General features: G+C 67.5%; 29 protein-coding genes. 5 read left to right on the top strand and 24 right to left on the bottom strand.

The features are described from left to right. Positions 1-3 precede the first annotated feature (3 nt). Positions 4-612 (top strand): HutD family protein, encoded by a 609-nt coding sequence (locus AB839_RS09980; RefSeq protein ID WP_061479232.1) that lies wholly within the window; start codon positions 4-6, stop codon positions 610-612. A 115-nt stretch (positions 613-727) separates the two neighbouring features. Here AB839_RS09980 and AB839_RS09975 read toward each other — a convergent pair whose 3' ends face one another. The 13 genes from AB839_RS09975 to AB839_RS09915 form a co-directional block, all read right to left on the bottom strand. Further along, positions 728-2,332, bottom strand: coding sequence for a sulfite reductase subunit alpha (locus AB839_RS09975; protein ID WP_061479231.1), 1,605 nt, complete (start codon positions 2,330-2,332; stop codon positions 728-730). Further along, positions 2,329-3,300, bottom strand: a complete 972-nt coding sequence (locus AB839_RS09970; protein WP_061479244.1) for an FAD:protein FMN transferase — start codon at positions 3,298-3,300, stop codon at positions 2,329-2,331. The genes AB839_RS09975 and AB839_RS09970 overlap by 4 nt, the downstream gene beginning before the upstream one ends. Before the next feature lie 52 nt (positions 3,301-3,352). Further along, positions 3,353-4,156 carry a DUF4198 domain-containing protein gene (locus AB839_RS09965; protein ID WP_061479230.1) on the bottom strand — a complete coding sequence of 268 codons (804 nt, stop codon included), beginning with the start codon at positions 4,154-4,156 and terminating at the stop codon, positions 3,353-3,355. Positions 4,157-4,231: 75 nt separating this feature from the next. Next, positions 4,232-4,750, bottom strand: a complete 519-nt coding sequence (locus AB839_RS09960) for a DUF2271 domain-containing protein (protein WP_061479229.1) — start codon at positions 4,748-4,750, stop codon at positions 4,232-4,234. Positions 4,751-4,790: 40 nt separating this feature from the next. Beyond that, positions 4,791-5,429 carry a PepSY-associated TM helix domain-containing protein gene (locus AB839_RS09955; protein WP_061479228.1) on the bottom strand — a complete coding sequence of 213 codons (639 nt, stop codon included), beginning with the start codon at positions 5,427-5,429 and terminating at the stop codon, positions 4,791-4,793. Between the two features lie 166 nt (positions 5,430-5,595). Continuing rightward, entirely contained in the window at positions 5,596-8,016 is a 2,421-nt protein-coding gene (locus AB839_RS09950; protein WP_061479227.1) for a TonB-dependent receptor, read from the bottom strand. Between the two features lie 145 nt (positions 8,017-8,161). After that, entirely contained in the window at positions 8,162-8,563 is a 402-nt protein-coding gene (locus tag AB839_RS09945) for a hypothetical protein (protein WP_061479226.1), read from the bottom strand. 164 nt (positions 8,564-8,727) lie between these two features. Next, on the bottom strand, positions 8,728-9,405 hold the full coding sequence (locus AB839_RS09940; RefSeq protein WP_061479225.1) for a Fe2+-dependent dioxygenase: 678 nt from the start codon (positions 9,403-9,405) through the stop codon (positions 8,728-8,730). A gap of 10 nt (positions 9,406-9,415) precedes the next feature. Beyond that, entirely contained in the window at positions 9,416-10,135 is a 720-nt protein-coding gene (locus AB839_RS09935; protein ID WP_061479224.1) for a tetratricopeptide repeat protein, read from the bottom strand. Between the two features lie 70 nt (positions 10,136-10,205). Then, complete coding sequence (locus AB839_RS09930) at positions 10,206-12,497, bottom strand: TonB-dependent receptor (RefSeq protein WP_061479223.1); 2,292 nt, start codon at positions 12,495-12,497, stop codon at positions 10,206-10,208. Positions 12,498-12,645: 148 nt separating this feature from the next. Next, positions 12,646-13,050: a hypothetical protein gene (locus AB839_RS09925; protein ID WP_061479222.1), complete on the bottom strand. Its 405-nt coding sequence runs from the start codon at positions 13,048-13,050 to the stop codon at positions 12,646-12,648. A 165-nt stretch (positions 13,051-13,215) separates the two neighbouring features. After that, on the bottom strand, positions 13,216-13,548 hold the full coding sequence (locus AB839_RS09920; RefSeq protein WP_061479221.1) for a non-heme iron oxygenase ferredoxin subunit: 333 nt from the start codon (positions 13,546-13,548) through the stop codon (positions 13,216-13,218). After that, the gene (locus tag AB839_RS09915; protein ID WP_061479220.1) at positions 13,545-14,084 is read right to left on the bottom strand and encodes a GNAT family N-acetyltransferase; all 540 of its coding nucleotides are present in this window, start codon (positions 14,082-14,084) and stop codon (positions 13,545-13,547) included. Before AB839_RS09915 ends, AB839_RS09920 begins: the two co-directional genes overlap by 4 nt. Positions 14,085-14,247: 163 nt before the next feature. On the opposite strand from AB839_RS09915, the gene AB839_RS09910 reads away from it, so the two are divergent. After that, positions 14,248-14,688, top strand: a complete 441-nt coding sequence (locus AB839_RS09910) for a hypothetical protein (protein WP_156476640.1) — start codon at positions 14,248-14,250, stop codon at positions 14,686-14,688. A 62-nt stretch (positions 14,689-14,750) separates the two neighbouring features. On the opposite strand, the gene AB839_RS09905 is transcribed toward AB839_RS09910, so the two are convergent. The 6 genes from AB839_RS09905 to AB839_RS09880 are packed head-to-tail and all read right to left on the bottom strand — an operon-like array spanning position 14,751 to position 20,436. Beyond that, positions 14,751-16,007 (bottom strand): cysteine desulfurase, encoded by a 1,257-nt coding sequence (locus AB839_RS09905; RefSeq protein WP_061479218.1) that lies wholly within the window; start codon positions 16,005-16,007, stop codon positions 14,751-14,753. Continuing rightward, positions 16,004-17,266: a Fe-S cluster assembly protein SufD gene (sufD, locus tag AB839_RS09900; protein ID WP_061479217.1), complete on the bottom strand. Its 1,263-nt coding sequence runs from the start codon at positions 17,264-17,266 to the stop codon at positions 16,004-16,006. Before sufD ends, AB839_RS09905 begins: the two co-directional genes overlap by 4 nt. Further along, positions 17,266-18,030: a Fe-S cluster assembly ATPase SufC gene (sufC, locus tag AB839_RS09895; RefSeq protein ID WP_061479216.1), complete on the bottom strand. Its 765-nt coding sequence runs from the start codon at positions 18,028-18,030 to the stop codon at positions 17,266-17,268. The genes sufD and sufC overlap by 1 nt, the downstream gene beginning before the upstream one ends. A gap of 44 nt (positions 18,031-18,074) precedes the next feature. Then, positions 18,075-18,491 (bottom strand): lysozyme inhibitor LprI family protein, encoded by a 417-nt coding sequence (locus tag AB839_RS09890; protein ID WP_061479215.1) that lies wholly within the window; start codon positions 18,489-18,491, stop codon positions 18,075-18,077. Then, a complete protein-coding gene (gene sufB / locus AB839_RS09885; RefSeq protein ID WP_005408435.1) occupies positions 18,488-19,963 on the bottom strand; it encodes a Fe-S cluster assembly protein SufB in 1,476 nt (491 codons plus the stop codon). Before sufB ends, AB839_RS09890 begins: the two co-directional genes overlap by 4 nt. Positions 19,964-19,980: 17 nt before the next feature. After that, positions 19,981-20,436: an SUF system Fe-S cluster assembly regulator gene (locus tag AB839_RS09880; protein WP_061479214.1), complete on the bottom strand. Its 456-nt coding sequence runs from the start codon at positions 20,434-20,436 to the stop codon at positions 19,981-19,983. Positions 20,437-20,647: 211 nt separating this feature from the next. On the opposite strand from AB839_RS09880, the gene AB839_RS09875 reads away from it, so the two are divergent. Together AB839_RS09875 and AB839_RS09870 are read left to right on the top strand one after the other, a co-directional pair. Then, complete coding sequence (locus tag AB839_RS09875) at positions 20,648-21,115, top strand: SET domain-containing protein-lysine N-methyltransferase (RefSeq protein ID WP_012479369.1); 468 nt, start codon at positions 20,648-20,650, stop codon at positions 21,113-21,115. A gap of 162 nt (positions 21,116-21,277) precedes the next feature. Continuing rightward, positions 21,278-21,820, top strand: a complete 543-nt coding sequence (locus AB839_RS09870; RefSeq protein WP_005415602.1) for a type 1 glutamine amidotransferase domain-containing protein — start codon at positions 21,278-21,280, stop codon at positions 21,818-21,820. A 72-nt stretch (positions 21,821-21,892) separates the two neighbouring features. On the opposite strand, the gene AB839_RS09865 is transcribed toward AB839_RS09870, so the two are convergent. The 4 genes from AB839_RS09865 to AB839_RS09850 all read right to left on the bottom strand — a co-directional run bounded on the left by AB839_RS09865 (position 21,893) and on the right by AB839_RS09850 (position 24,168). Beyond that, a complete protein-coding gene (locus AB839_RS09865; protein WP_005415603.1) occupies positions 21,893-22,489 on the bottom strand; it encodes a DUF1439 domain-containing protein in 597 nt (198 codons plus the stop codon). An 81-nt stretch (positions 22,490-22,570) separates the two neighbouring features. Further along, positions 22,571-23,110, bottom strand: coding sequence for a hypothetical protein (locus AB839_RS09860; protein WP_061479213.1), 540 nt, complete (start codon positions 23,108-23,110; stop codon positions 22,571-22,573). 56 nt (positions 23,111-23,166) lie between these two features. Further along, on the bottom strand, positions 23,167-23,475 hold the full coding sequence (locus AB839_RS09855; RefSeq protein ID WP_005415605.1) for a DUF3861 family protein: 309 nt from the start codon (positions 23,473-23,475) through the stop codon (positions 23,167-23,169). A 294-nt stretch (positions 23,476-23,769) separates the two neighbouring features. Next, the gene (locus AB839_RS09850) at positions 23,770-24,168 is read right to left on the bottom strand and encodes an HU family DNA-binding protein (RefSeq protein WP_005415606.1); all 399 of its coding nucleotides are present in this window, start codon (positions 24,166-24,168) and stop codon (positions 23,770-23,772) included. A 371-nt stretch (positions 24,169-24,539) separates the two neighbouring features. Here AB839_RS09850 and AB839_RS09845 point away from each other — a divergent pair, with 371 nt between their 5' ends. Then, complete coding sequence (locus AB839_RS09845; RefSeq protein ID WP_061479212.1) at positions 24,540-24,971, top strand: OsmC family protein; 432 nt, start codon at positions 24,540-24,542, stop codon at positions 24,969-24,971. 99 nt (positions 24,972-25,070) lie between these two features. Here AB839_RS09845 and AB839_RS09840 read toward each other — a convergent pair whose 3' ends face one another. Further along, entirely contained in the window at positions 25,071-25,949 is an 879-nt protein-coding gene (locus tag AB839_RS09840) for a PhzF family phenazine biosynthesis protein (protein ID WP_061479211.1), read from the bottom strand. Positions 25,950-26,057 lie beyond the last annotated feature (108 nt).

Raw genomic sequence — 26,057 nt, 5'->3', positions numbered from 1 at the left:
TGGATGAACATCGACTCCCTGCTGCACACTCCGAGCCAGGTCATTTCCAGCCTGGACTACCGCCGCGAACGCTGGCGGAATGGACTTGGCTGGACCCGCGAGATCCTGCGCCTGCCTGCGCAGGGGAATGACTGGGCGCTGCGCCTGTCGGTGGCCGAGATCGAGCTGGACGCCGCGTTCTCCGCGTTTCCCGGCGTGGAGCGCGAGCTGGTGCTGCTGCAGGGCAATGGCGTGCGCCTGCGCTTCGAGGATGGCCGCGTGGCCGAAGTCCTGCCGCCGCATGGGCGCGTGCGCTTTGCGGGCGAGGAAACGCTGCACGGCGAACTGGTCGACGGCACCACCCACGACTTCAACCTGATGTGGAAGCGCGACCTGCTGCAGGCCGAACTACTGCATCGGCCGCTGGTGGGCTCGATGTTCTTCTTCTGCGAACCAGGCGTGGCCTGGGCGCTTTACCTGTTGGCCGGTCATGCCGAATTTGGGGCTGACAGCGGTCTGCCGCCGATGCACGCTGGCGATACCGCGTGGTTGGCGGCCGGTGAACGGCAAAGGCATGCGTTGCAGGGCGGGGGCGAGTTGCTGGCGATCCGGGTCAGTGCGGCGGCGGGATGATTCCTCGGCGCCGGTGGGCGCTATCCACGCATGGCGTGGATCTACGGGTGTGCGATTGCCACGCTGCCCGGACACGCCGTTCAGTAGATCCACGCCATGCGTGGATGCGGTGAGCTCAATACACATCGCGCCGGTAACGACCGGCCAGCAGTAGCGCTTCCTTGTCCGCAGTCCCCAGCACCTGCTCGATCACCGCATCCACCGCCGGGGCCATGCCCTGCAGGCTGCCGCAGACCAGGATCGTCGCGCCTTCATCCACCCACTGCCGCAGTGTTGCTGCTTCGGCCAGCAGGCGGTCCTGCACATAGCGATGCACACCGCCATCGCGGCTGAACACTGCATCCAGCCGCGCCAGCGTGCCGTCTTCCAGCATCGCCTGCAGTTCTTCACCGAAGTGGAAGTCATGCGCGGCAGTGCGCTCACCGAACAGCAGCCAGGTACGGCGCGCGCCACTGCGTACGCGTTCGTGCAGGTGCGCGCGCAGGCCGGCGATGCCGGTGCCGTTGCCGATCAGCAGCAATGGGACGTCGGGCGCCACGCCATGGAAGTTGTCATTGCGGCGCAGGCGCAGCTGCACCGGCTCGCCAATGACCGCGTGGTCGCACAGCCAGCCGCTGCCGACGCCGGGCGTGCCATCGCTGCGCAGCTGGCGACGCAGCAGCAGCTCCACCGCGCCGTCGGCCATCACCGAGGCGATGGAGTACTCGCGATGCGGCAGCGGCTGCAGGGTCGCCAGCAATGCGGGCAGATCACCCGGGGGAACCAATGAGGGCAGGTGCGAGCGCGCGACACGCGCCAGCAACGTCTGCCCGTCATCCAGCACGGTATCCGCATCGAAGCATTGTGCGTCCAGCCAGGCACGCACGGTGTGCGATGCGTGCTGCGGGCCGATCTCGGCGATGTCGCCGGCCTGCCACTGCGCATCTGCATCGGCAGGGGGCTGCAGGCGCAGCCAATACACCGCGCCGCCGGGGCTGCCCGGGTTCAGATGCTCACGTTGCAGCAGCGTCCACGGCTGGTATTCGGCCGGGCTCCAGTCGGGCAGTTCGCTGGCGCCGCCGCCGAGCTGGCCCAGCAATTGCTGCCAATGGCGCAGCGCGGCCGGATCGGCGTTGTCGACCTCGATCGCATCGAACAGCGGATGCGCACCGTGCTGGCGCAGCCATTGGTCGAGCTGGTGGCCGAATCCGCAGAAGTGACCGTAGCTGCGGTCGCCCAGTGCGAGCACGCCGTACTGCAGGTGCTGCAGCGACGGCGGCGTAGCCATCACCCGGCGCAGGAACGGCAGGGCGTGATCGGGCGGGTCGCCCTCGCCGGTGGTGCTGGCAATGAACAATGCGCGCTGGCTGCCGGCCAGCAACGCGGCGTCCACCTCATGCAGGCCGCGCACGCGCACGGGCACGCCGGCACCGCGCAGGGCCTCTGCGCTGCGTTCGGCCAGTTCGCGGGCAAAGCCGGTCTGGCTGGACCAGACCAGCAGGATGGGCGCGATGTCTCCGGTTGCGGCATCGTCGCGCGGGCGCCCACGCCACCACCGTGCGGCGCAGGCCAGCGCATACAACACCGTAGCGAGCACCGCGATCTGCGACTGCCGCGCTGGCGGCGCGCCGTGCCACCACGCTTCGCCGAGATGCAGGCGCAGCAACGCCCAACCGATCAGCGCCAGCAGAAGCAGGACCAGGCCGTTGCCGAGCCAGGCGCGTGACGGCCGGGTGCTCATGCATCCTGCTCGTCGAGCAGGCGCTGGAAGGCGCTGCTGAGGAACTCCCGCGCGCCGTCCGCTGCACGCTGCAGGTAGCGTGCAGCCAGGCCTTCGCGCTCGGCCAGTGCCATGCCGTGTTCGCGACCAAGGACGGTCAGTGCGGTGGCCCAGGCATCAGCATGCATCGCGTCGTCTGCCACCACGGTGACCGCTGCGGCGACCTGGCGCACCGGCGTGCCGCTGCGCGGGTCGAGGCTGTGGCTGTAGACCTCGCCATCGGCCTGGTACTGATGCCAGCGATCGCCGGAGGTGGCGACCGCCTTGCCATCCAACGCCAGCACCCGCAGTGGTGTTTCGCTGTGCGCGTCTTCTTCGGGTGCGGATTCCACCAGCACGCGCCAGGGATGGCCATCCGGTTTGCGGCCGTAGCCGGCCAGTTCGCCACCGACCTCGATCAGCGCGGCAGCGATGCCTTGTCCGCGCAGCCACGCGGCGACGTGATCGACGCCGAAGCCCTTGGCGATCGCAGAGAGATCCAGTTCCAGTCCACCCGGTTGCAGCAGCGCATCGCCCTGCCATTGCAGGCGCCGCCAACCGCAACGCTCACGCGTGGCCTGCAGGGTAGCGTCGTCGGGCGGGCGGCGTTCGCCGGCGTGTGCACCGAAGCCCCACAGTGCAACCAGCGGACCGATGGTGGGGTCAAAGGCGCCGTCACTGGCGGCAGCGATGGCGTGTGCGCAGGCCAGAACGTGGCGGGTCTCGGCCGGCAGCACGCACCATTGGCCCGCGTTGGCGCGGTTGTAGCGGCTCAGGTTCGAGCCGGGCTCCCATGTGCTCATCTGCGCCACCACCGCATCCAGCCGCGCCTGGATGCCGGCATGCAGTGGGTACAGGTCGCGCTTGCGCGGCGCGACCAGCGACACGCTCCAGGTGGTGCCCATGGTGGTGCCGCCGAGGCGGGCGATGTCGAGCTGGGGATCAGTCATGGTGATGCGTCGTGGCGGCGATGCCGGGGTGTGCCCGGCATCGTGGTCCACATCACTGCGGCAGCACTTCCAGCGTGGCGACGTAGCTCAGGCGGCGCTTGGCGGCCTGCTTCACCGAGGTCTTGTTGTCTTCGGTGCCGGTTTCCAGCCAGTACATGCCGGCTTCCGGCCAGGTCACCTTGATCTCGCCCTTGGCGTCGCTGGTGAGCTTCAGTTCGTCCTGTGCGTTGCGGTAGCGGGTGGCGCCCCGCACGATCTCGAACTCCAGGCCAGCGGTCGGCTTGCCATCGACCAGCACGCGGAAGGTGGCTTCCTCGCCGGCGAACAGGTCGTTCGGGTGACCAACAGCGACCAGCTCGATACCCCGGTTGGTCGGCTTCAGCGCGGTATCGTTCGGTGCACCGTTGGTGACGAAGGTCTCCACGCGGCCGACCGACTGGCTCAGTTCCAGCTTCTTCGCGTCCTTGGGCAGTTCGCCAAGGGTCGCCACGCTGCCGCGCCAGCGCTTGCGCTCGCCGTTCTGCTCATAGGTGGCGAACAGGCCGTCATTGACCGACGCGATGCGGTAGGTGCCGGGCTGCTTCAGTTCGATGTCGAACACACTGCGGTACTTGCCGGTGGCCGCGTTCTGCGGCTGCACGGTGCTGCCGTCCGGCGCGGTGATCACCAGCGATTCCAGTCGCAGCGGCACGTGGTTGAAGTAGAACAGGTCGTTGGAGACCGCACCGTCGACGGTGACCCACGGTGCGTTGCCGGCGAGCACGGTCTGCGAGGGCAGCAGCCAGGCCTTGTGGGCCAGGGCGGAGAAGGGAAGGGCAGCGGCCAGGGCGGCGGCGAGGACGAGCGTGCGCTTCATGCGGAGGACTCCAGTGGATGCGGGGTGATGCGGCAAGGAGAAGGGGATTACGACTTAATCCCCTCCGTCCCCTTTTCAGGGTTTGACGGACAGGGTGACCTGGCCCAGTTCGGTGGCGCCCTGCGCCTTGCCGCTCTGCGCGGCGGTGGCCGGCCAGGTGAAGGGGATCTTCAGCAGTTCGCGGCCGCCGACTTCGCGCACCGCCTCCACCACCAGGGTGTAGTTGCCCGGGGCCAGCTGCTTCAGTGCCGGCTGCCTGTCGTTGAACGACAGCGCGTGCTTGCCGGCCGGGCGGGTCGGGCCGGTCACGCCGTCCACCGGCACCTGCAGGGTGCGGCCTCTCTTGCGCCACCACTGGCGCAGGTCGGGCAGCCACTTGGTGCCGTGGCCTTCGCTGTTGCTGGTCTGCTGGTACCAGACCGACAGGTTGGCCGCGACCTTCTGGTCGGCGCCTTCCAGCCACACCGCCACATACGGGCGGTGGTATTCGGCCACGTTGAGCTTGGGCACTTCGACGTTGATGTCGAGGGTGGTGGCATAGGCCGGCGAGGTCGCCAGCAGGCCGCTGAGGGCGATGGTCAGGGTGACGCGCATGGGGCGGCTCCGGAGGAACGGATGGAATTCACGGTGGAAGTCAGTGGATCAGCAGCAGGGCGATCAACAGCGGGATCATCAGGCCGAGGCCGACCAGCGGCCAGGTCATGCGCCGTTGCCGCGCATGCAGGTGCAGCAGGAACAGGCCGGTGATGCAGAACACCAGGCAGGCCACGGCGAACAGGTCCAGGAACCAGCCCCATGCGGGGCCTGCGTTGCGGCCCTTGTGCAGGTCGTTGAGGTAGGAGACCACGCCGCGCGAGGTCGATTCGTACTCCACCGCGCCGGTTTCGCGGTCGATGCTCAGCCAGGCGTCGCCACCGGGGCGCGGCAGCGACAGGTAGATCTCCTCGGCCGACCATTCGGCCGGGCGGCCGCCGATGGCGATGCCCAGCTGCGTGTCCAGCCAGTGCCGGGCCGGGCGCGGGATCGGCGCGTTGCCGTCTTCGCGCGTGCCGAGCTGTCCAAGCAGATCGGCCGGCAGTTCCAGACGCTGATTCTGCACCTGGGGTTTGGCCTCGATCTTCGCGGCATGGTTGAGCGTCAGGCCGGTCACCGCGAACAGCAGCATGCCGATCAGGCAAACCGCGGAGCTGATCCAGTGCCACTGGTGCAGCGTCCGCAGCCAGAAGCCACGGTTCTGTTGCTGCTGCACGGTGGAAAGGGCGGGACGGCTCACGGCACGGTTCGAGGCGGACGGGGACTGCCCATTACATCATTGATGAGAATAGCTCGCAATTGCGTATCGTTCTGTATCCCGGAGCTATTTCGGGTTGCCGGCCAGCGGCCGGCACTACCGATCGGTAGATCCACGCCATGCGTGGAGCAGGAGCAGGGCGCGGCGATCAGAACTTCGCGTTCAGCGAAATCCAGTAGCTGCGCCGCTGGTCCTTGGTCGCATAGTCGTCCACGCAGTTGAATTCGCTCTGGCTGATCAACAGGCACGACTGCGAGACGAAATCCTTGTCGAACAGGTTGTTGACCCGTGCGTTCACCGTCAGCCAGGGCGTGGCCTTCCAGCTGCCACCCAGATGGAAGATCGTGTAGTCCTCGTAGTAGCGGGTGTGGCTGGCGCCGTTGGCGTCCAGCAGCGTGTCGCGGTAGCGGTCGTAGCGGCCCTCGCCGATCAGCGACAGGCTGACCGCTTCGTTGACCTGCCAGTTGAGGCTGGCGTTGGCCATGTGTTTTGCCGGCATGGTGCCGCTGATCGGCAGCCCCTTCTGTGCGCCACGGGTCTGCTCGCTCCTGGTCCAGGTGTAGTTGCCGCGCAGCTGCAGGGTGTCGAGCAGGTCGACGTGGGCGGCCAGTTCGGCACCCCGCGTTTCAGCCTTGTCGATGTTCACGCTCTGGGTGAAGGTGCTGTAGCCCAGTGCGGCCCAGCCCGGGCCGATGTCCACGCAGTAGCCGCTGCCGGCGCGCGCCACTTCGCAGTTGGGGAAGGTGCCGCCGCTGGCGATCTTGTCTTCGAACGTGTTGAAGAAGCCGGTCACGTTGAAGCCCCAGCGCTGGCCCTCGTAGTAGGCGGCCAGCTCGTAGTTGGTGCTGGTTTCAGGCTTCAGGTTCGGCGAACCGACCAATGGCAGCACGCCCTGGCCACCGAAGCCGGTGATGCCCGGGAACAGCTGGTCCGGTCGCGGGGTCTTGTAGCCGGTGCTGACGCCGCCCTTGAAGGTCCACGCATCGCTGGCGTTCCACACCAGGTAGCCACGCGGGCTGACGTGGCTGCCGAACACGTTGTGGTCGTCGTAGCGCAGGCCGAAGGTGGCGGTGAGGGTGTCGGTCAGCGCCCAGTTGTCCTCGGCAAACAGCGCCCACATGCGGTGTTTCTGCTTGACGTTGCTGCGGTAGCCGGCGCCATCCATGCCAAACACACCGTCGACCATGTCAGTGTTGTTGTACTGGCCACCCACCGTCAGCGTGTGCGCGCCGAAGTCCAGGTCGAGCATCGTGTCGAGCACGTAGCCTTCCAGTTCCATGCTGCGCAGCGGGCGCGGCAGGAACGCCTGCAGGCGCGCCGTCTCACTCGGGTTGAGGGCGGCCAGGGCGTTGCCTCGGCCGGCCGCGCAGTTGTTGGCGGCGCCGGTGCGGCGGCAGACGTCATTCCACAGCGTCTGCAGGTTGGCACGCTCGTCCAGGGTCAGCGGCAGCGAACGACCCAGGTTGTTGCTCTTGCTGTGGGTCAGTGAGGTCTGCCAGGTGCCGAAGCTGTAGCGGCCCTGGTGGGTCAGCGACAGCTGATCGCGCTCGTAGCGCTGGTAGGCGGTGTAGCCCACGCGCGGCTGCACCACGCGACGGGTGACGGTTCCGCTGCCGTTCGGGTTGGGAATGATCGCATTGCCGACGCGCCACAGGCTGGCCAGGCTGTCGAGGGTGCCGGTCTGGCCTTCGCTGTTGTCGTATTTCTGCCGCGACACGTCGTAGTCCAGCCACAGTTCGTGATCGTCGTTGATGCGGAAGTCCAGGCGCACACCGGTGTTCCAGTTGGTGTTGGCGACCGACTTGCCGCCACCGCCGAAGCCGATGCTGCGCTCCCACGGCGTACCGTCGGGAAGGGTCAGTGCATCCCATTCCGGGTTCGATGCCTTGGCATCGTAGTAGCTGCCGCGTACCGCCAGGCTGAGGCGGTCCTTCAGCAGTGGGCCGCTGAGGTAGAGGTCGGTGGTGCGCGCATCGCCGAACTGGTCGTCCTGCTGCACGGTGAAGCCTTGGGTCACCGAGCCGTGCCAGCTGTCCTGGTTGCGGCGGGTGATGATGTTGATGACGCCGCCCATCGCATCCGAGCCGTACAGCGTGGACATCGGCCCGCGCACGACTTCGATGCGTTCGATCGCCTCCAGTGGCGGCAGGTAGGCGAACTGGCCGCCACCGAAGTTGTTCGGGTAGATCTGGCCGACATTGCTCTGGCGACGGCCGTCGATCAGCACCAGGGTGTACTCGGACGGCAGACCGCGCATCGACACGGTGGCGCGGCCGTTCTTGTCGGTCGCTTCCAGGCCCACGTCGATGCCTTCGACGTCGCGCAGCGCATCGACCAGGCTGGTATACGGGCGCTTGCTCAGTTCCTCGCGGCTGACCACGCTGATGCTGGCCGGGGCATCGATCACCTTCTGTTCGAAGCCGGAGGCGGTGACCACCACCTTGTCCAGTGCCTGCGGGGCGCCGACGGCGTCACCGTGGGCGAAGGCGGGGCTGGCGAAAGCCGCGAGCACGGCGCTGGTCAGCAGGGTACGGGACAGGGACGAACGGACACGATGGCGCTGGGCCATGGCAATTACCTCGAAGAATGCAGGGTGGCGCGATGCCGTGCGCGAAGCGCGCGGCGGGCACGGAAGGCCCGGTCAGGGGCGGCAGGGATGAAGCAGGCAGCGACGTGCAGGCGCGACCGCGCAGGCGGTCACGCCAGGCCGTGGATCAGGCCAGCGGGGGCGCCTGGCCGCGCTGCTGGCGGCGCCCGGGCGCATCGGCCCAGGGCGTGTCCGGAGCGGCCAGCGGCCAGTCCGGGCGCACGCCGGGCATGGCCGGCGTGGCGGGTACGAGTTCGAGTTCAGTGCGCAGCCAGTGGCTGGCCAGCAGCAAAGGCGGGTGTGCCTGCTCGGCCGCTTTCACCGGAGTGGATGCACCGCGGCGCAGCTTGGCCGGCGCCTCTTCCTGCAGGGGGCTTTCGCCGCCGCGCTCTTCCAGCGGCATCTGCATGGCCATTCCAGCCTGGGCCTGTGGCAGCAGTGGCAGGGTGCCCAGCAGCAACGCCAGCATCGCCACCCATGCCAGCAGGCTGGCCAGCGCCGGACGCTGGCCGCGCATGGCGGTGCCCATCTTGCGATGGATGAGTGGGCGAGGGCGAAGCGGACGCAGCAAGCAGGGGTCCCCAGGGGTCTGCCGGCAGCGGCCGGCATCAACGGGGCGTGATTGTAATGAGAGCCGTTAGCTGTTGCAAATGAGAATGATTGCCAAAATTTCGCGGACCGGCCCGGCAAGGCTCAGACTTCGCTCCAGCGCCGCAAAAGGTTGTGGTACACGCCGGTCAGCTGCAGGATCGCCTCGGCGTCGCCGCCGGTCTGCCGCAGGCGCTCGATCGAGCCATCCATTTCCCACAACAGGCGGCGCTGCACGTCGTCGCGGATCATGCTCTGCACCCAGAAGAACGAAGCCACGCGTGCGCCGCGGGTGACGGGGCGCACTTGATGCAGGCTGCTGGACGGGTAGACGATCAGGTCGCCAGCCGGCAGCTTCACTTCGTGCTCGCCGTAGGTGTCGCTGATGATCAGCTCGCCGCCTTCGTACTCCTCGGGCGCGGACAGGAACAGGGTGCAGGAGATGTCCGAACGCAGCTGTTCGCCGTTGGCCAGGTTCATCACCGCGCCATCGACATGGAAGCCGTAGGTGCCGCCGCCGCTGTAACGGTTGAAGCGCGGTGGCAGGTACTTCAGTGGCAGCGCGGCGCTGAAGAACAGCGGATGCCGGGCCAGCGCGACGAGGATGATCTCGCCCAGCTCGCGGCGCAGCGGCGACGCCTCGGGCAGCTGCTGGTTGTGCTTGGCCTGCGCGCCCAGATGGCCGACGGTTTCGCGGCCATCGGTCCAGTCGGCAGCATCGAGGCGGCGGCGGAAGTCGGCCACCTGGTCGGCGCTGAGAATATCGGGGATGTGCAGCAGCATGCGGAACTCCTCAGAGCGACGGCGGTGCGACCAGGGCGCGCACCTGTGGATGCGGCGATGCGGCCAGCTCCGGCACGATGTGCGCCATGAACGCCGGGCTGCCGTGCGCCAGTGCAAGCTGCAGCCAGTGCACGGCCTGCTCGACCTGGCCGGCCTGCAGCAGGATCGAGGCGTAGTTGGCCTGGCCGCGGAAATCACCGGCCTCGGCCGCGCGCTGGTACCAGGCCAGCGCTGCCTGCGGATCGGCTGCGGTGTCCAGCCCGTCCTCGAGGTGGCGGGCCAGCAGGTTCATCGATTTGGCATGGCCCAGATGCGCGGCGCGGGTGTACAGGGCCAGTGCCTGCGCGCGGTCCTGGGGCACGCCGCGGCCGGTGGCCAGCAGGTTGGCCAGGTTGTACAGGCCCCAGTCCAGGCCGGTGTCGGCCGCGCGCCGGTACCACACCGCGGCCAGCGTGGGATCGGGCGTGGTGCCCTGGCCCAGCTCATGGCAGCGGCCGAGCATGTTCATCGCCATCGGCGCGCCGTTGTTGGCGGCGGTTTCGTACCAGAGCAGCGCAGCCGAGGCGTCCTGCGCGGTGCCTTTACCTTCCATGTGCATCTGCGCGAGCAGCAGCTGCGCCTCGACCTGCCCGGCCTGTGCGGCGTCGCGCACGCGTGCGAACGCAGCCTGTGGATCGTGCTGCAGCAGCTCGGCCAGGGCGTCGCTGTCGATGGGGGTACGGGTTGCCATGGGGTGAGTATCGCCGGAAACAAAAACGGCGGCAGGAGAGCGCCTGCCGCCGTGGTGGAGCGCCGTTACATCAGAACTTGACGTTCAGTGCCAGAGTGGCCGAGCGACCCGGGGCGATGCTCGCGTAGTGCGAGGCATAGGCCTTGGTGAAGTAGGTCTTGTCGGTCAGGTTCTGCACGTTGAGCTGCAGGCTGATGTTGTCCTGGATCGCGTAGCTGGCCATCGCGTCGAAGCGGGTGTAGCTCGGGATCCACTTGGTGTTGGCGACATCACCGTACTGCTTGTCCGAGTAGAACGCGCCGGCGCCGAGGGTCAGGCCGATCGGGAAGCGGTAGGTGGTCCACAGGTTGGCGCTGTGCTTGGCAGTGTTCGGGAACACGTTGCCGTTGTACGGCGACGGCACGTACACGTTGGACGGGCAGGTGCGGCCCACTGGTGCGCCACAGACGAAACCGTTGTCCTTCAGTTCCGAGTCCAGGTAGGTGTAGCCGCCGTACAGGCTCCAGGCGTCGGTCAGCTGGCCGGTGAAGCCCAGTTCGAAGCCGTTGATCTCCTTCTTGCCGGCGTTCTGGCTGGTGCCGTTGTCGACCGTCACGCGTGCGTTGTTCATCACGGTGTGGAAGATCGCTGCGGTCAGGTTCAGGCGCTGGTCGAACAGGTCCCACTTGGTGCCCAGTTCGAGGTTCTTCGTGTCCTGCGGCTTGAGGTCGGCCACGGCGGCGCTCAGGCCGTCCGAACCGTCACCACCGTCCATGCCCGGCGGGGTCGAGGAGGTGCCCCACGACAGGTAGATGCTGCCGTTGGCGGCCGGCTTGAACACCACACCGGCCTGGTAGTTCAGGAAGTCATTGCTGTTGCGCACGCGGGTCGGCGCCTTGCCGGCCACCGGGGTGGTCAGGGTGGTGCGGAAGTCGTCGTAGCGCAGGCCGAGGTTGATCATCCACTGCTCATTGAGCTCGATGGTGTCGAACACGTAGGCCGAGGTGGTCCTGGTGCGCTGCTCGACGTCCAGTGCCTTGTCGCTGCGGTACACCGAATGGGTGGCTGCCCACGGATCGCGCGGATCCGGATCGGCGAAATCGGTGCAGTTGTAGCCGGTGGCCGCGCCGGTGGTCGGGCACTTGCTGTTGCCGGTGAGCGGGTTGCTGGTGCCCGGGGTCATCAGATAGCTGCCGCGGGTCATCTTCTCGTCGCTGTACTCCACGCCAGCGCTGTAGCTGTGCTTGAGCGCGCCGGTCTGGAAGGCACCGGTCAGGCCCAGCTGGTCGGCGAAGCTCTTGACGTCGACGGCGCGGGCGTTGGTACGGCGCCACAAGGTGCCGTAGTTGTTCGGGTTGCCCTGGCTGTCGTCCGGCTGGGTCCACAGGTAATCGTTGCTGGTGTTGCCCAGGCGCGCGATGTTGCGCAGCTTGTGGCCGCCGAAATCGTAGCTGGCATCCAGCGTGCTGATGTCGGCACGGGTGCGCTGGAAGTCACGGTCGACCAGGCCGTAGTAGTTGTTGCGGTCCGGCACCATCGGGCGGCCGTCGACCCACTTCGAGGCCGGCGCACCGTTCGGGTTGCCGTAGGGGAAACCACCGGCGTCCGGCAGGTCATCGCTCTGCATGTGGTAGTGGCTGGCGATCAGCTGCGCCGGGCCGTTCAGGCCGAACGCGATCGACGGCGCGATGCCCCAGCGGCTGACATTGGCGGCGTCGCGGCCAGCGATGTCCGATTCGTGCTTCATCAGGTTCAGGCGCGCGGCGATGCCATCGCCCAGGACGTAGTTGGCGTCCACGGTGCCGCGTGCGTAGCTGTCGGTACCGATGCCCATGCTGGCGTTGGTCTCGTTCTTCAGCTTAGGCGTCTTGCTCACCAGGTTCAGGCTGCCACCACCGGAATCACGGCCACCGTAGGCCGAGCTCGGGCCCTTGACCACTTCCACCTGCTCCAGATCGAAGATCTCGCGGGTCTGCGAGCCGACGTCGCGCAGGCCGTCGACGAAGACGTTGCTCTGCGAATCGAAGCCACGGATGAAGGGGCGGTCGCCGGTCGGGTTGCCGCCTTCGCCGGCACCGAAGGTGATGCCCGGCACCATGCGCAGTGCATCCTGCAGGTTGGTCGCACCGGTTTCGGCGATCAGCTTTTCCGACACGATCGACACCGACTTCGGGGTGTCCAGCAGTTCGGCGGTGAACTTCGGCGAGGACGGATTGAACCAGCTGCCGCGCACCTGCACCTTGTCCAGGTCGGTGGCATTGCGGGAGCCGGCATCGGCGCTGTCGGCAGCCTGCGCGGCCAGCGGTGCGAAGCCGGCGGCCAGGGTGGCGGTGGCGAGCAGGGATACGCGCGGGGCGTGTTTGCGGGACGTGATGTGGGTCATGGCTATGGGTAGTGGCGTGGATCGGGAAACGGCGAAGGCCGAAGCGCAGACAGCGCGACGACATGTAGAAGGCGGTATCTGTAGAGCCGAGCCGACGCTCGGCTGGCAGGAAACGTAAACAGGCGCACGGCAACCGCCGCAGGGCGCCTCAACTGGCGTGCGGTGCAGGCGGTGCGTGGCCGGGGTTCAAGCGCAGCGCAGGATCGTGCCGCTGCCAACGCAGTGCGTCGGATCGCCACAGCGGAATGTGCGCGACCAGGATGGCGCGCGGGGGAGCCAGTCCGGTGCAGGGCGCGGCGCCCTCGCCGTCCAGCGGCGGTTCCGGTGCCGGTGCCGCATGGTGCGGGCACTCGTCCGCCGGCGGGGCCGGCGTCGGCATGACCTGCTGCAGATCTTCAGCGTGTGCCTGCCAGCCGTGGGCAGCAGGGCCATTGCCGCGTCCTTCGTGCAGTGCCGACCAGCCCAGCAGCAGCGTCAGCAGCACGGCCACGAGCAACGGCCAACCCTGGCGGGCGAGCTGGCACAACGTGGCGGTGGGCGCGGGCGAAGCCATGGCGCGAGGGCGGCGTCGTTACGAAGATGTTACGTAGAATAACATCAACGATAATGATTCGCATGTACGGCATGTTGGAGCGGCCGGGGAACGCCCTGGGAGGGCACTTGCGGGCCTCCTGCAGATCCAGCCCACGGGCGGATACCCCGAGGTCGGGGCGCGGCCTCAATCCCGGTCGTCGCGCGTCCAGACGGCGTCGTGTTCGCGCTTCACCGGGAACTTGGGTACCGGCGTATAGGCCGGGGCGCACAGGGCGCGGCCATCGCGCACGTCGAAGCGCGCACCGTGCAGTACGCACTCCACGCTGCCTTCGGCGGTGTTGAATTCGCCCGAGGACAGCTCGAATTCCTCGTGCGTACACTGGTCTTCCAGTGCGTACAGCTCGCCGTCGAGGTTGAACACCACGATCGGCGTGCCGGTCACTTCGTCGAACACGCTCTTCATTTCACCGGGCAGCAGCTCGTTGCCGGCACAGACGAAGGTCCAGGTATCGCTCACGCGGCCGCTCCGGCCAGCGATTTCTCCAGGATCTCGAAACGCAGGTCGTCGCGCTTGGGAATGCCGAAGCGTTCGTCGCCATACGGGAACGGCTTCTTGATGCCGGTACGCTGGTAGCCACGACGCTCGTAGAAGGCGATCAGTTCGTCGCGTACGTCGATCACCGTCATCTGCATCACCGGCACGTTCCATTCGCGTGCGGCGTGCGCTTCGGCGGCGTCCATCAGCTGCTTGCCGACGCCGCCGCCCTGCTGCGCCGGATCAACCGAGAACATGCCGAAGTAGCCCTTGCCGTCGACATCGGCGACGTGGGCGCAGGCCACCAGTTGGCCCTCGCGTTCGGCCAGCAGGATGGTGGAGCGCGGGCGGTCGAGGTCGGCCTGGATGCCTTCGGCGTCGATGCGGGCACCGTCCAGCAGGTCGGCTTCGGTGGTCCAGCCGACGCGGCTGGCATCGCCGCGGTAGGCCGAGGTGACCAGGGTGATCAGGGCGGGAATGTCGGCCGGCGTGGCGGCGCGGAAGGTCAGAGTGCTCATCGCCCCATTCTAGGTGGGGCGTGGGCGGGCGCAAATGGGGGGAGGGGGCAGATCCCTTTCGCAACGCGGAGGAGCTCTGCCCCCGGAGCGCCGGCTATGCTCGCCGTTCATCGCTTTCCCGCAGGAGGCAGAAATGGATTGGCAAGGCGGAGACGGGGGCGCCATGAAGGTCGCTACGCTCGGCATGATCGTGGCGATGTCGATCCTGCTCGCGTGCACGGATGGCTCTGTCGTGGGCAGGGATGCTTCCTTCAACAGTTTTGCCTGCCCTGGGTTCAACCCGGCACGTGCACTTCCTGTCGCCCTGGAGGAACTGCGTGCGCACCCTGTCCGCTACCAGGGCCGCTTGGTAAAGGTGCGGGGTGCCTACGTCGAAGGCTGGGAAATGTCGGCGCTGCATCCGGGACCGGCGGTACGTGACCCGTGGGCGGCAGACGGCATCTGCGTGGAGGGAATCGCGCCGGTGACGTTGCCGACGGAGCAGGCTTTTGAAATGACCGGGATCGTGTCGGCGGCGCGGCCGGATGCGGTGAGCGGCAAGGGGCATCTTGGCCAGTGGCCTGCCGAACTATGTGTGTCGTCGGTGCGGCGGCTGCAGGAGTGATCGGGTAGTTGGGGTCAGAGCCCTTTCGGGCGGCGAAAGGGATCTGACCCCAGTCTGCGGGCTCATCCCAGCAGCTTGCGCACCTTGGTCAGCGCAGTCATGAACCGCTCGATCTCGGCGTGCGTGTTGTAGAACGCCAACGAGGCACGGCAGGTTGCTGCAAGGCCGAAGTACTGCAGCAGCGGGTGCGCGCAGTGCTGGCCTGACCGCACGGCCACGCCTTCCAGGTCGAGCAGGGTCGCCAGATCATGCGCATGTGCGCCGTCGATCAGGAATGAGACCACGGCCGCCTTTTCCGGTGCTTCGCCGATGATGCGCAGGCCATCGACGCGGTGCAGTTCTTCGGTGAAGTGCGCCAGCAGTTCGGCTTCGCGCGCTTCCACGTGGTCCTGCCCCAGCTGCTGCAGGTAGTCGGCGGCCACGCCCAGTCCAATGAAGCCGGCGATGTTCGGGGTGCCGGCTTCGAACTTGTGCGGGGCATCGTTGAACACGGTGCCGTCGAAGCTGACTTCCTTGATCATCTCGCCGCCGCCGAGGAAGGGCGGCATCGCGTCCAGGTGTTCGCGGCGCGCCCACAGCGCACCGGTACCGGTTGGGCCGCACATCTTGTGGCCGGTGATGGCGTAGAAATCGCAGCCGATCGCGGCGACGTCGACCTTGCGGTGCGGCACGGCCTGCGAGCCATCGACCACGGTGATGATGCCGCGCTTGCGCGCTTCGCGGCAGATCTCGCGCACCGGGTTGACCGTGCCCAGCACGTTGGAGACATGGGTGACCGCCAGCAGCTTGACCTCCGGGGTCATCGCCGCGCGCAGCGCATCCAGGTCCAGCGCACCATCGGGAGTGATCTCGGCCACGCGGATGGTGGCACCGGTACGCTGCGCGACCAGCTGCCACGGCACGATGTTGGCATGGTGCTCCATGCGCGACACCAGGATCACGTCGCCGGCCTTCAGCCGCGGCAGCGCCCACGAATACGCCACCAGGTTGATGGCGAAGGTGGTGCCGCTGCACAGCACCAGCTCGCTGGGGCGCACGTTGAGGAAGCGCGCCAGCGTGTTGCGCGCACCTTCGTAGGCATCGGTGGCTTCGCTGCCCAGTGCATGCACCGCGCGGCTGACGTTGGCGTTGTAACGGCGGTAGAACTCGTCCACCGCGCCGATCACCTGCACCGGCTTCTGGCCGGTGTTGGCATTGTCGAAATAGACCAGCGGCTTGCCGTGTACTTCGCGCATCAGCAGCGGGAAGTCGAGGCGGACGCGGTCCCAGTCGGGGGCGCCGGTGCGTTCTTCGATCGGGCGCGGCGTGGACAGGTTCATGCCACACCCGCCTCGGCCAGGGCCTTGTCCAGGCGGCGTGCCAGCTGCGCGCGCAGCGCGTCCGGCAGGATCTTCAGCGGTTCATGGCAGAACGCAGCGCTCAGCAGCGCCTGCGCCTGGGCCTGCGGCAGGCCGCGCGAGCGCAGGTAGAACAGCGCATTGGCATCGAGCTGGCCAACGGTCGCGCCGTGCGCGGCCTTCACTTCATCGGCGTCGATCACCAGCGTCGGCTGGGTGTCGATCTCGGCGTCGGCCGACAGCAGCAGGTTCTTGTTGGACAGGTTCGCGTCGGTGCCATCGGCGCCTTCGCGGATCTGGATGCCACCATGGAACACCACGCGGCTGCGGTTGGCGGCTACGCCGCGCCACAGCAGCTCGCAGGCGGTATCGCGGGCGATATGGTCGATGCCGAGGCGGGTTTCGACGTGGCGGCGGCCATTGCCGAGCAGCACGCCGTTGGCGGTCAGCCGGGCATTGTCGCCTTCCAGGCGCACGTTCAGTTCATGGCGGCTGAGCGCGGCGCCCAGTTCCAGGTCGACGCGGTGGTACTGCGCGTCGCGGGCGAGTACGGCGTCGGTGCGCAGGAAGCTGGTCTGGCGCGCGCTGCTGGCCTGCACGCGGGCATGCTTGAGCACGGCATCGCGGGCGACGTGGGCGTGCAGCACGGTGTTGTCCAGGTGGGCCGAATCGCCGACGCTGAAGCGGTGCTCGACCACGCCCAGGCTGGCGCCGGCACGCAGTTCGATCAGGTGGCGGTGGTGCCAGGCCAGGTCGGTCTCGCCCGCCACACTGGCGAATACCAGCTGCAGCGGCGCTTCGACCTGCACGCCTTCGTCCACGCGCAGCACCACGCCTTCATCGGCCAGTGCGGCGTTGAGGCGGGCGAAGATCTCTTCGCTGCGCTCGTAGCGGCGGCCAAGGAAACGCACGGCGTCTTCGCCGGAGGCCAGTGCGGCCGACAGCGGCTGCAGCTGCACGCCGGCCGGCAGGGCCTGCACGTCGCTCAGCGTGGCATCGAGGCGGCCGTTGACGAACACCAGGCGCGGCGCCGGGATGTCGTCCAGCAGCGCGGCGTCCAGCGCCGGGCCCTGCAGCGGTGCCGCAGCAAACGCACGGCGTTCCAGCTGGCGCAGCGAGGTGTACTTCCAGGCTTCATTGCGGGCGGCCGGCAGGCCATCGCGCAGGGCCGCATCCAGCACTTCGCGGCGCGCATCGCTGCCGCAGAAGGCCTGGGCCATCGAGTCGAGCAGGGCGCTCATCAGACCGCCGCCTCGGGCACGACCCGGTCCTTCAGGAAATCATAGCCGTGCGCTTCCAGTTCCAGCGCCAGCTCGGGGCCGCCGCTCTTGACGATGCGGCCATCGGCCAGCACGTGCACCACGTCCGGCTTGATGTAGTCCAGCAGGCGCTGGTAATGGGTGATGACCAGGAACGAACGGTCGGCGGCGCGCAGCGCATTGACGCCGTCGGCCACGCTCTTCAGTGCGTCGATGTCCAGGCCCGAGTCGGTCTCGTCGAGGATCGCCAGCTTCGGTTCCAGCACGGCCAGCTGGAAGATCTCGTTGCGCTTCTTCTCGCCGCCGGAGAAGCCTTCGTTGACGCCACGATGCAGCAGCTCGTCCTTCAGGTGCAGCACGGCCAGCTTCTGCCGCACCAGCTTGAGGAACTGCATCGAATCGAGTTCCTCTTCGCCGCGCGCCTTGCGCTGGGCGTTCAGTGCCGCGCGCAGGAAGTAGGTGTTGTTCACGCCCGGGATTTCCACCGGGTACTGGAACGCCAGGAACAGGCCGGCGGCGGCGCGCGCTTCCGGGTCCTGGTCCAGCAGGTCGACACCGTCGAACTGCACGCTGCCTTCGGTCACTTCGTAACCGTCGCGGCCGGCCAGGACATTGCCCAGGGTGGACTTGCCGGCGCCGTTGGGGCCCATGATGGCGTGCACCTGGCCGGGCTTCACTTCCAGCGACAGGCCCTTGAGGATTTCCTTGTCGCCGATGCGGGCGTGGAGGTTTTCGATCTTCAGCATTGGAATGGTCGTCTTGTCGAATGGGGGATGGCAGGCAGCGCGACTTACAGGTCGTATTCGCTGCGCTCCAGGAATTCGCTGCGCAGGTAGGCGGTGCGCGTATCGGTCAGGCTGGACTTGGCGTGCAGATACAGCATCGGGTACATCGAGCCGTACAGGACGCGCGGATTCTCGTCCTTGCCGACCGGGTAGCGCGCCTCCAGATCGGCATCACGCAGCTGCACCCACAGGCGCTGCGCGTCCTTCAGCCGGGCCAGTGCCACCGGCTGCCCGGCAAGCTTGGCCAGCACCTGCCGGTAGATCGCGTTGAGCTCGGCGTCGGCCTTGCGGAAATCGCAGTCGGCGCAGGCGTTGAGCTCCATCTGCGTGCCTTCAGGATTGCACCCGTCGGCGTCGGCGCTGGCCGCCCATGCCGGCGCGGCGGTACCGAGCAGCAGGGCCAGGGCGAACAGGGCCTTCATCCGACCGAACCTTCCAGCGAGACTTCCAGCAGCTTCTTGGCTTCCACCGCGAACTCCATCGGCAGTTCGCGGAACACCTGCTTGCAGAAGCCGTCGACGATCATCGACACCGCGTCTTCCTGGCTGATGCCACGGGCGCGGCAGTAGAACAGCTGGTCGTCGGAAATCTTGGAGGTGGTGGCCTCGTGCTCGACGGTGGCGCCCGGGTTCTTCACCTCGATGTAGGGGAAGGTGTGCGCGCCGCACTGCTTGCCGATCAGCAGCGAGTCGCACTGGGTGTAGTTGCGCGCGCCGTCGGCATTGCGGTCCACGCGCACCAGGCCGCGGTAGGTGTTCTGGCCGCGGCCGGCGCTGATGCCCTTGCTGACGATCTTGCTCTTGGTGCGCTTGCCGACGTGGATCATCTTGGTGCCGGTGTCGGCCTGCTGGCGGTGATGGGTCAGCGCCACGGAGTGGAACTCACCGACCGAGTCGTCGCCCAGCAGCACGCAGGACGGGTACTTCCAGGTGATCGCCGAGCCGGTCTCGACCTGGGTCCAGGTGACCTTGCTGCGCGCACCACGGCATTCGGCACGCTTGGTGACGAAGTTGTAGATGCCGCCGACGCCGTTCTCGTCGCCCGGGTACCAGTTCTGCACGGTGGAGTACTTGATCTCCGCGTCTTCCAGCGCGACCAGCTCGACCACTGCGGCGTGCAGCTGGTTCTCGTCGCGCATCGGCGCGGTGCAGCCTTCCAGGTAGGACACGTAGGCCTTGTCCTCGCACACGATCAGGGTGCGCTCGAACTGGCCGGTGTGGCCGGCATTGATGCGGAAATAGGTGCTCAGTTCCATCGGGCAGCGCACGCCCTTGGGAATGAACACGAAGCTGCCATCGGAGAACACCGCCGAGTTGAGCGCGGCGAAGTAGTTGTCACCCACCGGCACCACGGTGCCCAGGTACTGGCGGACCAGTTCCGGATGTTCCTTGATGGCCTCGGACATCGAGCAGAAGATGATGCCCTTCTCGGCCAGTTCCTTGCGGAAGGTGGTACCGACGGACACCGAGTCGAACACCGCGTCCACCGCCACGCCGGCCAGCTTGGCGCGCTCGTGCAGCGGCACGCCCAGCTTGTCGTAGGTGTCGAGCAGTTCCTTCGGCACGTCATCCAGCGAGGCGTACTTCGGGCCCTTCGGCGCGGAGTAATAGCTGAGCGCCTGCAGGTCGATCGGGGCGATCTCCAGCTTGGCCCAGTCCGGCATCGGCATGGTCAGGAAGTGACGGTAGGCGTCCAGGCGCCACTGCGTCATCCACTCCGGCTCGTCCTTCTTGGCCGACAGGGCACGGATGGTGTCCTCGTCCAGGCCCGGGGGCAGGGAGTCCGATTCGATCTCGGTGATGAAGCCGGCCGAATACTTGCGGCCGAGCTGCTCGTGGATCTCGCGGTTGGGGGTGTCGTCGTGGGCGACGTTTTCGATGGTTTCGGTGGCCATGGGGGGCTGCCTGTGGATCAGGAGACGACGTCGACAGCGATGGTGCGGCGCTGTTCGTCATCGACAAGGGGAAGAGGGGGCAGGATCTGCGCGAGGCTGACATCGCGCAGGGCCTCGGAGACCACGTCGTTGATCAGCCGCCAGCTGCTGCGCGCGCCGCACTTGGGCGCCATGCCGCACTGGTGGTGGTCGTGGCTGCATTCGGTCAGGGCCAGCGGCCCCTCCATCGCTTCGACCACTTCGAACAGCGAGATCTCGATGGCCGGGCGGGTCAGCCGGTAGCCGCCACGGACGCCGCGCAGGCCTTCGACCAGGCCGGCCTGGGCCAGCGGCTTGAGTACCTTGCTGACGGTGGGCGGCTCCAGGCCGGTGAATTCGGCCAGTTCGGTGGCACTGAGCACCTCGCCCGGACGGGCGGCGAGCACGGTCAGCACGACGGTGGCGTAATCGGTGAGCTTGGTGACGCGCAACATGGGGATGCGAGTGGTTCTTAAAGCGGACTGAAATTGTACGCTTTTATTCGTCACCATCCAACCCGGGCATTCAGCCGGCGCTGGGGCCGGGCCGGGAGGCTCTGCCAGCGGGCGCTGCCGGGGGCGCCATGCTGCGCCAACCGGGTGATTTTCGCAATCACCCGGAATGGGCGAGAATCCCTGTTCCATCCGCTGCAAACAGCCCGTGCCGATGCCGAAGAAGATCCAAGCCCGCAAGTCCGCCATCCATGGCAACGGCGTGTTCGCCGTCGCCCCGATCAAGCAGGGCGAGCGCGTGATCCAGTACAAGGGCCTGCTGCGCAGCCACGGCGACGTTGATGCCGATGACAGCGGCGACGTCGAAAGCGGCCATACCTTCCTGTTCACCCTCAATGACGACTGGGTGATCGACGCCAACTACAAGGGCAACGACGCGCGCTGGATCAACCACAGCTGCGACCCGAACTGCGAGGCGGTGATCGAGGAAGATGAGGACGGCGACAGCCGTGGTGACAAGGTGTTCATCGAGGCGCTGCGCGATATCAAGGCTGGCGAAGAGCTGACCTACAACTACGGCATCACCCTGGCCGAGCGCCACACCGCCAAGTTGAAGAAGATCTGGGAATGCCGCTGCGGCTCGCCCAAGTGCACCGGCACCATGCTGCAGCCCAAGCGCTGACCGGTACCGGGTAGGGCCGGCCGCTGGCCGGCATGGCGCGATGCAGGAGCCGGCCAGCGGCCGGCACTAGCGGGAGGCTCTCCACCTGCCGTGCACGGCAGGGTCACCGCCGTGCAAGGGCCGTTCGTCCACGCTGTGCACTCCCCCAACTGGAGTGCACCCATGGCAGAGCGATTGAAGGGCAAACAGATCGCAATCCTCGCGACCCACGGCTTTGAACAGTCCGAATTGACCGAGCCCAAGCGGCTGCTGGAAGCGGAAGGTGCGCGGGTCAGCGTGGTGTCGCCCGCAAAGGAGGCGACCATCAAGGGCTGGAAAGAGAAGAACTGGGGCGACGCCGTCGCGGTCGACATTCCGCTGGACGAGGCGGACCCGGCGGGCTTTGATGCCTTGGTGCTGCCAGGGGGCGTCATCAATCCGGACACACTGCGCACCGACGACGCGGTGCTCAGCTTCATCCGCTCAGTGGATGAAGCCGGCAAGCCCGTCGCCGCGATCTGTCATGGCCCGTGGCTGCTGATCAACAGCGGCCTGGCCGATGGCCGCGAGCTGACTTCCTGGCCCTCCCTTCAGCAGGATCTGGCCAACGCGGGCGCGAACTGGCGCGACGCCGAGGTCGTGGTCGACGGCAACGTGATCACCAGCCGCAAGCCGGATGACATTCCTGCTTTCAGCGAGGCGGTGGTAAAAGCGCTTGCCGCGTGATCCGCTATACCGGTAGTGCCGGCCGCTGGCCGGCAGTGCAGTCTGCGCTGCCGGCCAGCGGCCGGCACCACCTTATTTGCCCAGCAGGCCTGCCGGCACCAGGTTGCCCAGGTTCTGGTTGAAGGTGACCACTAGCTTGCCGTTCTTGACCTGTGCCGCCTGTACCTGCAGCGCGCCGAGCACCCCGGCCACCGCCGGGTCCAGCTTGTAGATCGGTTCGCGCTGGGCGTAGTCGCTCAGCCAGGCATTGAGCAGGCCACGGGTGCGTGAGTCGAGGCGGCCGCCCTGGTTGGCCGGGGTGAAGTCGTCCACACTGGGCTGCTGCAGGTGGAAGCCCTGGGTCTGTGCGTCGTAGCGCAGGCCGCTGCTGAGCTTCACCGTACCCAGTTTGGCCGGGTTGCCGCCGGCGGTGGCCAGTGCCACGTCCATGCCCAGGTTCAAGCGCTCGCCGGCCGGAAGGCTCAGCTGAGGATGGCTCATGGTCAGGGAGATCAGGCCGCCAAGGGCGTCCTGGGTGCGCGGGAAGCTGCCATCGAGGTACTGCTGCACGTCGCTGGCACCCACCGACAGTTCGCGGCCGGAAATGGAGGGAGCCGCCTGCGCGCCGATCGCAGCGGCGATCAGTACGGTGGAGGCAGCGAGGCGGGTCATCAGGGAACGCAGGCGCATGGCGGTGACCGATGGCAGGGAATGGATGGATCAAAGAGTAGCCGTGCAGGCTGAATCGCGCGTGCATGCGGCTGTAACGGTTCAGTCCAGCATTGGACGCAGTTGCGCCGACTGGATCTGCCAGGCGCTGCCATCGCTGCTGGGTTGCACGCGGTACCAGCCACCGAAGCGGAACGTACCGTTGGCGGTGATCGCGCGGATCTGCACCGGCACTTCAAGCAGCCGCGGTGGCTGCCGGTCGTCGCGGGCGACCGGGGGATCGCTGTGCAGGCGCAGGGTGCGCAGGTCCTGCAGCTGCCGCAGCGCGGCGTCGTCCGCATGCCGCGGGTCGCTGGGCGGGATCGTCCAGGCGGCATCGCTGGCGGCGCGGTCGCGGTTGAGCAACGCCGCTACGTAGCGGTTGAGCATCGTCGATGGCGGCTCGGCATCGTCGGCGACAGCAGACAGCACCGGCATTTCACTTGCCTGCATTGCTGCGGGATCGGGGCCGGTGCGGGTGTCCACGGCTGCGGTAGCAGCGACGGGAGCGGACGCTGCCACGATGTCGCCGGTCGTCTGTGCTGCCGGGCGTGAACAGCCCAGCAGCACCAGGGGGGCGATCAGCAACATTATCCTGCGCATGTCTGCCTCCTCCCCGAGGCAACCTGGAGGGTGGCAGTGTAGCGATTGCGCCGGGATCAGCGGGAGGAGGGCAGCTGATCCAGAGCGTCCAGCGCTGGCAGGACCTGGCCGGCGATGGCCGCCAGTGCGTGGCCGCCGGTCTCGGCATGGCGCTGCACGATGTCGCGCAGCAGCTGGGTGGCGATCACCAGGGTCGCACGCTCGTCGCCGCTGATACCGGCGGTACGCGGGGCCGCCTCCAGCAGGCGCATCAGGTCGCGGCTGGCGCGATGCTCCAGTTCGATGGTGCAGCGCCCTGTGCACTGCAGCCCGTCCTTTTCGATGGGGGTCACCGAGATCCGGTAGCGGGTGGAGGGGCTGGCCATGAGGGTGTGCTCGCCGTAGCTGTGGAGGATGTGCCCACCATAGGCAAGGCCACGGCCTGAGGCGACGGCCGGCGCTGCACGCAGTGTTCCACCCGGTACGTTCCAGCACCTGCCCAGGCCGCGCTCGGCCAGTGGTGACGGGCCTGTACGGGCATTCCCGGGGAGGCGGCAACGCTGTGTTGCGGATTGCCGCAGCGCGACGCATCCACGCATGGCGTGGATCTACCGCCGGGCACGCAAAAAAAAACGGGACGGCCAGAGCCGTCCCGTCGGAATCCACGTTGGGGCGCGCGCTTACAGCGCGGCGTCCTTCAGCTTCTTCAGCGGACGCACCTTCAGCTTGGTGGTGGCCGGCTTGGCGGCGAACCACTGCTCTTCCTTGGTGAACGGGTTGATGCCCTTGCGCTTCGGCTTGGCCGGCACATTGACGGTGGTGATCTTCAGCAGGCCCGGCAGGGTGAAGGAGCCAGCGCCCTTCTTGTGCACCGAGGAGGCGACGGCGCTTTCCAGCGAGGCCAGCACAGCGCGGACGTCCTTGGCGATGACGCCGGAGGCTTCAGCGATGTGTGCAACCAGGCCGGACTTGGTCAGCACTTCCTTGATCGGCTTCGGAGCGGCCGGCTTGGCGGCTGCCTTCGTCGCGACTTTCTTCGCTGCCTTCTTCGGGGCAGCCTTCTTAGCGGTCTTTGCCATGGTTTCCTGTTCCGTGAACGGTTGGTTGTTTGGTCGGCGCCGAACCCCGTCGGCAAGCGCAATGTAGGGCAACTCTTGGGCGCCGCCAATAGCCCGAAGCGCGGAAAGTGCATGTTTTTTCATATCCAGGCCGATTCAGTACATGGCCGGCGGTGGGGGATGGGGGCACGCCAGCGTGTTCGATCGCCGGCGCCCGCCGATCGGTGGGGTGGGCGAAACCACTGAAAACAAGAGGAAAATGCGTTCCGGGCTGGCGAGGAAGTGTCCACGCGCCGGGCTCGGGGCGACGTCCGGCGTGCGGCGGAGCGACGCAGGGCTAACGCGTGACGTGCGAGGGTAGCCGTTCATCACCGCCACGCAGGAGCAGCACAATGGGAATCTCGCGACACGCCACCGCGCACTGGGAAGGCGATCTGAAGACGGGCAAGGGGCAGTTGAGCACGCCGCAGAGTGGGCTGCTGGACAAGACCCGCTACGGTTTCAACAGCCGCTTCGGCGACGAAAAGGGCACCAATCCGGAAGAGCTGATTGCCGCCGCGCACGCGGGTTGTTTCACCATGGCGCTGTCAGCCAAGCTCGGCGAAGCCGGCTTTACCCCGACCTCGCTGGATACCGAAGCCAAGGTCGATCTGTCGCTGGAAGGCGGCCCGCAGCTGTCGCAGATCCGGCTGAAGGTGAAGGCGGTGGTGCCGGGCATCGACGCGACGCAGTTCCGTGCGATTGCCGATGACGCCAAGCAGAACTGCCCGGTGTCCAAGGCACTGAGCGCCGTGCCGATCAGCCTGGAAGCCGAGCTGGGCTGAGCCGGCGCATCTGTAGAGCCGAGCCCATGCTCGGCTTCTGCAGCTCCCGTGATCTGGCCGAAGAGCAGCCGAGCGTGGGCTCGGCTCTACAGTGTCCCTTTACCAATCAAGGGTGCCGGTGATGACAGTCTGCACCTGGCCGCCCGACCAGACCTCGCCGTCCTCGTCGACCCGCAGGGTCAGGCGCGCATCGTGGCCGACTTCGCGGCCCTGGCTGACTTCGAACGGTGCACGGCCACGTGGCAGCGCGTCGCGCAGGTCCAGCCACGCGGCCAGCACGGCGTTGGCCGCGCCGGAGGCGGCGTCCTCGAAGCGGCGTCCATTGCCGACGAAGGCACGTACCGCCAGGTCGAAGCCCTCGCTGCCATCGCTGAAGGCATAGGCGAACACGCCCATGCTGTCGGTGGTCTCGGCCAGTGCGGCCACCGCATCCCAGTCCGGCTGCAGCGCGCGCAATGCGGCCTCATCGGCCACCTGCACCACCCACCAGCTCCGCCCGCCCTGCATGCGTGCCGGCGGCAGCGTGCCCAGCGGCCAGCCCTTCAGTGCGGCCTGCAGGCGAGGATCGGTGACCTCGGTCGTCTCGGCCAGCTGCGCGCGCGGGGTGCGGATGGCGATGCGCTGCTGCGCGCCTTCACCGTTGACGCGCAGCGGCAGGGCGCCGGCAATGCCGTCCTGCACCAGCACGCCGTCGATCGGTGTGGCCAGGCCTGCCTGCAGCACCGCATGCGCCGTGCCGACGCTGGGGTGGCCGGCGAACGGCACTTCCTTCTGCGGGCTGAACATGCGCAGCCGGTAGCTGGCACCGGGTGCCTGCGGTGGAAACACGAAGGTGGTCTCGGGCAGGCGCGTCCAGCGTGCGATGGCCTGCATGCTGGCGTCGTCCAGGCCGTCGGCATCGAGTACCACGGCCAGCGGGTTGCCAGCGCCGGCGCGCGGGGAAAACACATCCAGCTGCAGGAAACGGCGGGTGGTCATCGGGGCGAAACTCCAGGATCGGGTGGCGCGCAGCTTAACGCGCGGTTGTAGAGCCGAGCCCATGCTCGGCTGTGTCGGGGTGTGAGAAGAAGCAGCCGAGCGTGGGCT

This window comes from Stenotrophomonas sp. DDT-1, assembly GCF_001580555.1.
In the GTDB taxonomy this organism is placed as follows: domain Bacteria; phylum Pseudomonadota; class Gammaproteobacteria; order Xanthomonadales; family Xanthomonadaceae; genus Stenotrophomonas; species Stenotrophomonas sepilia.
This window is presented reverse-complemented; position numbering and strand designations above follow the sequence as displayed.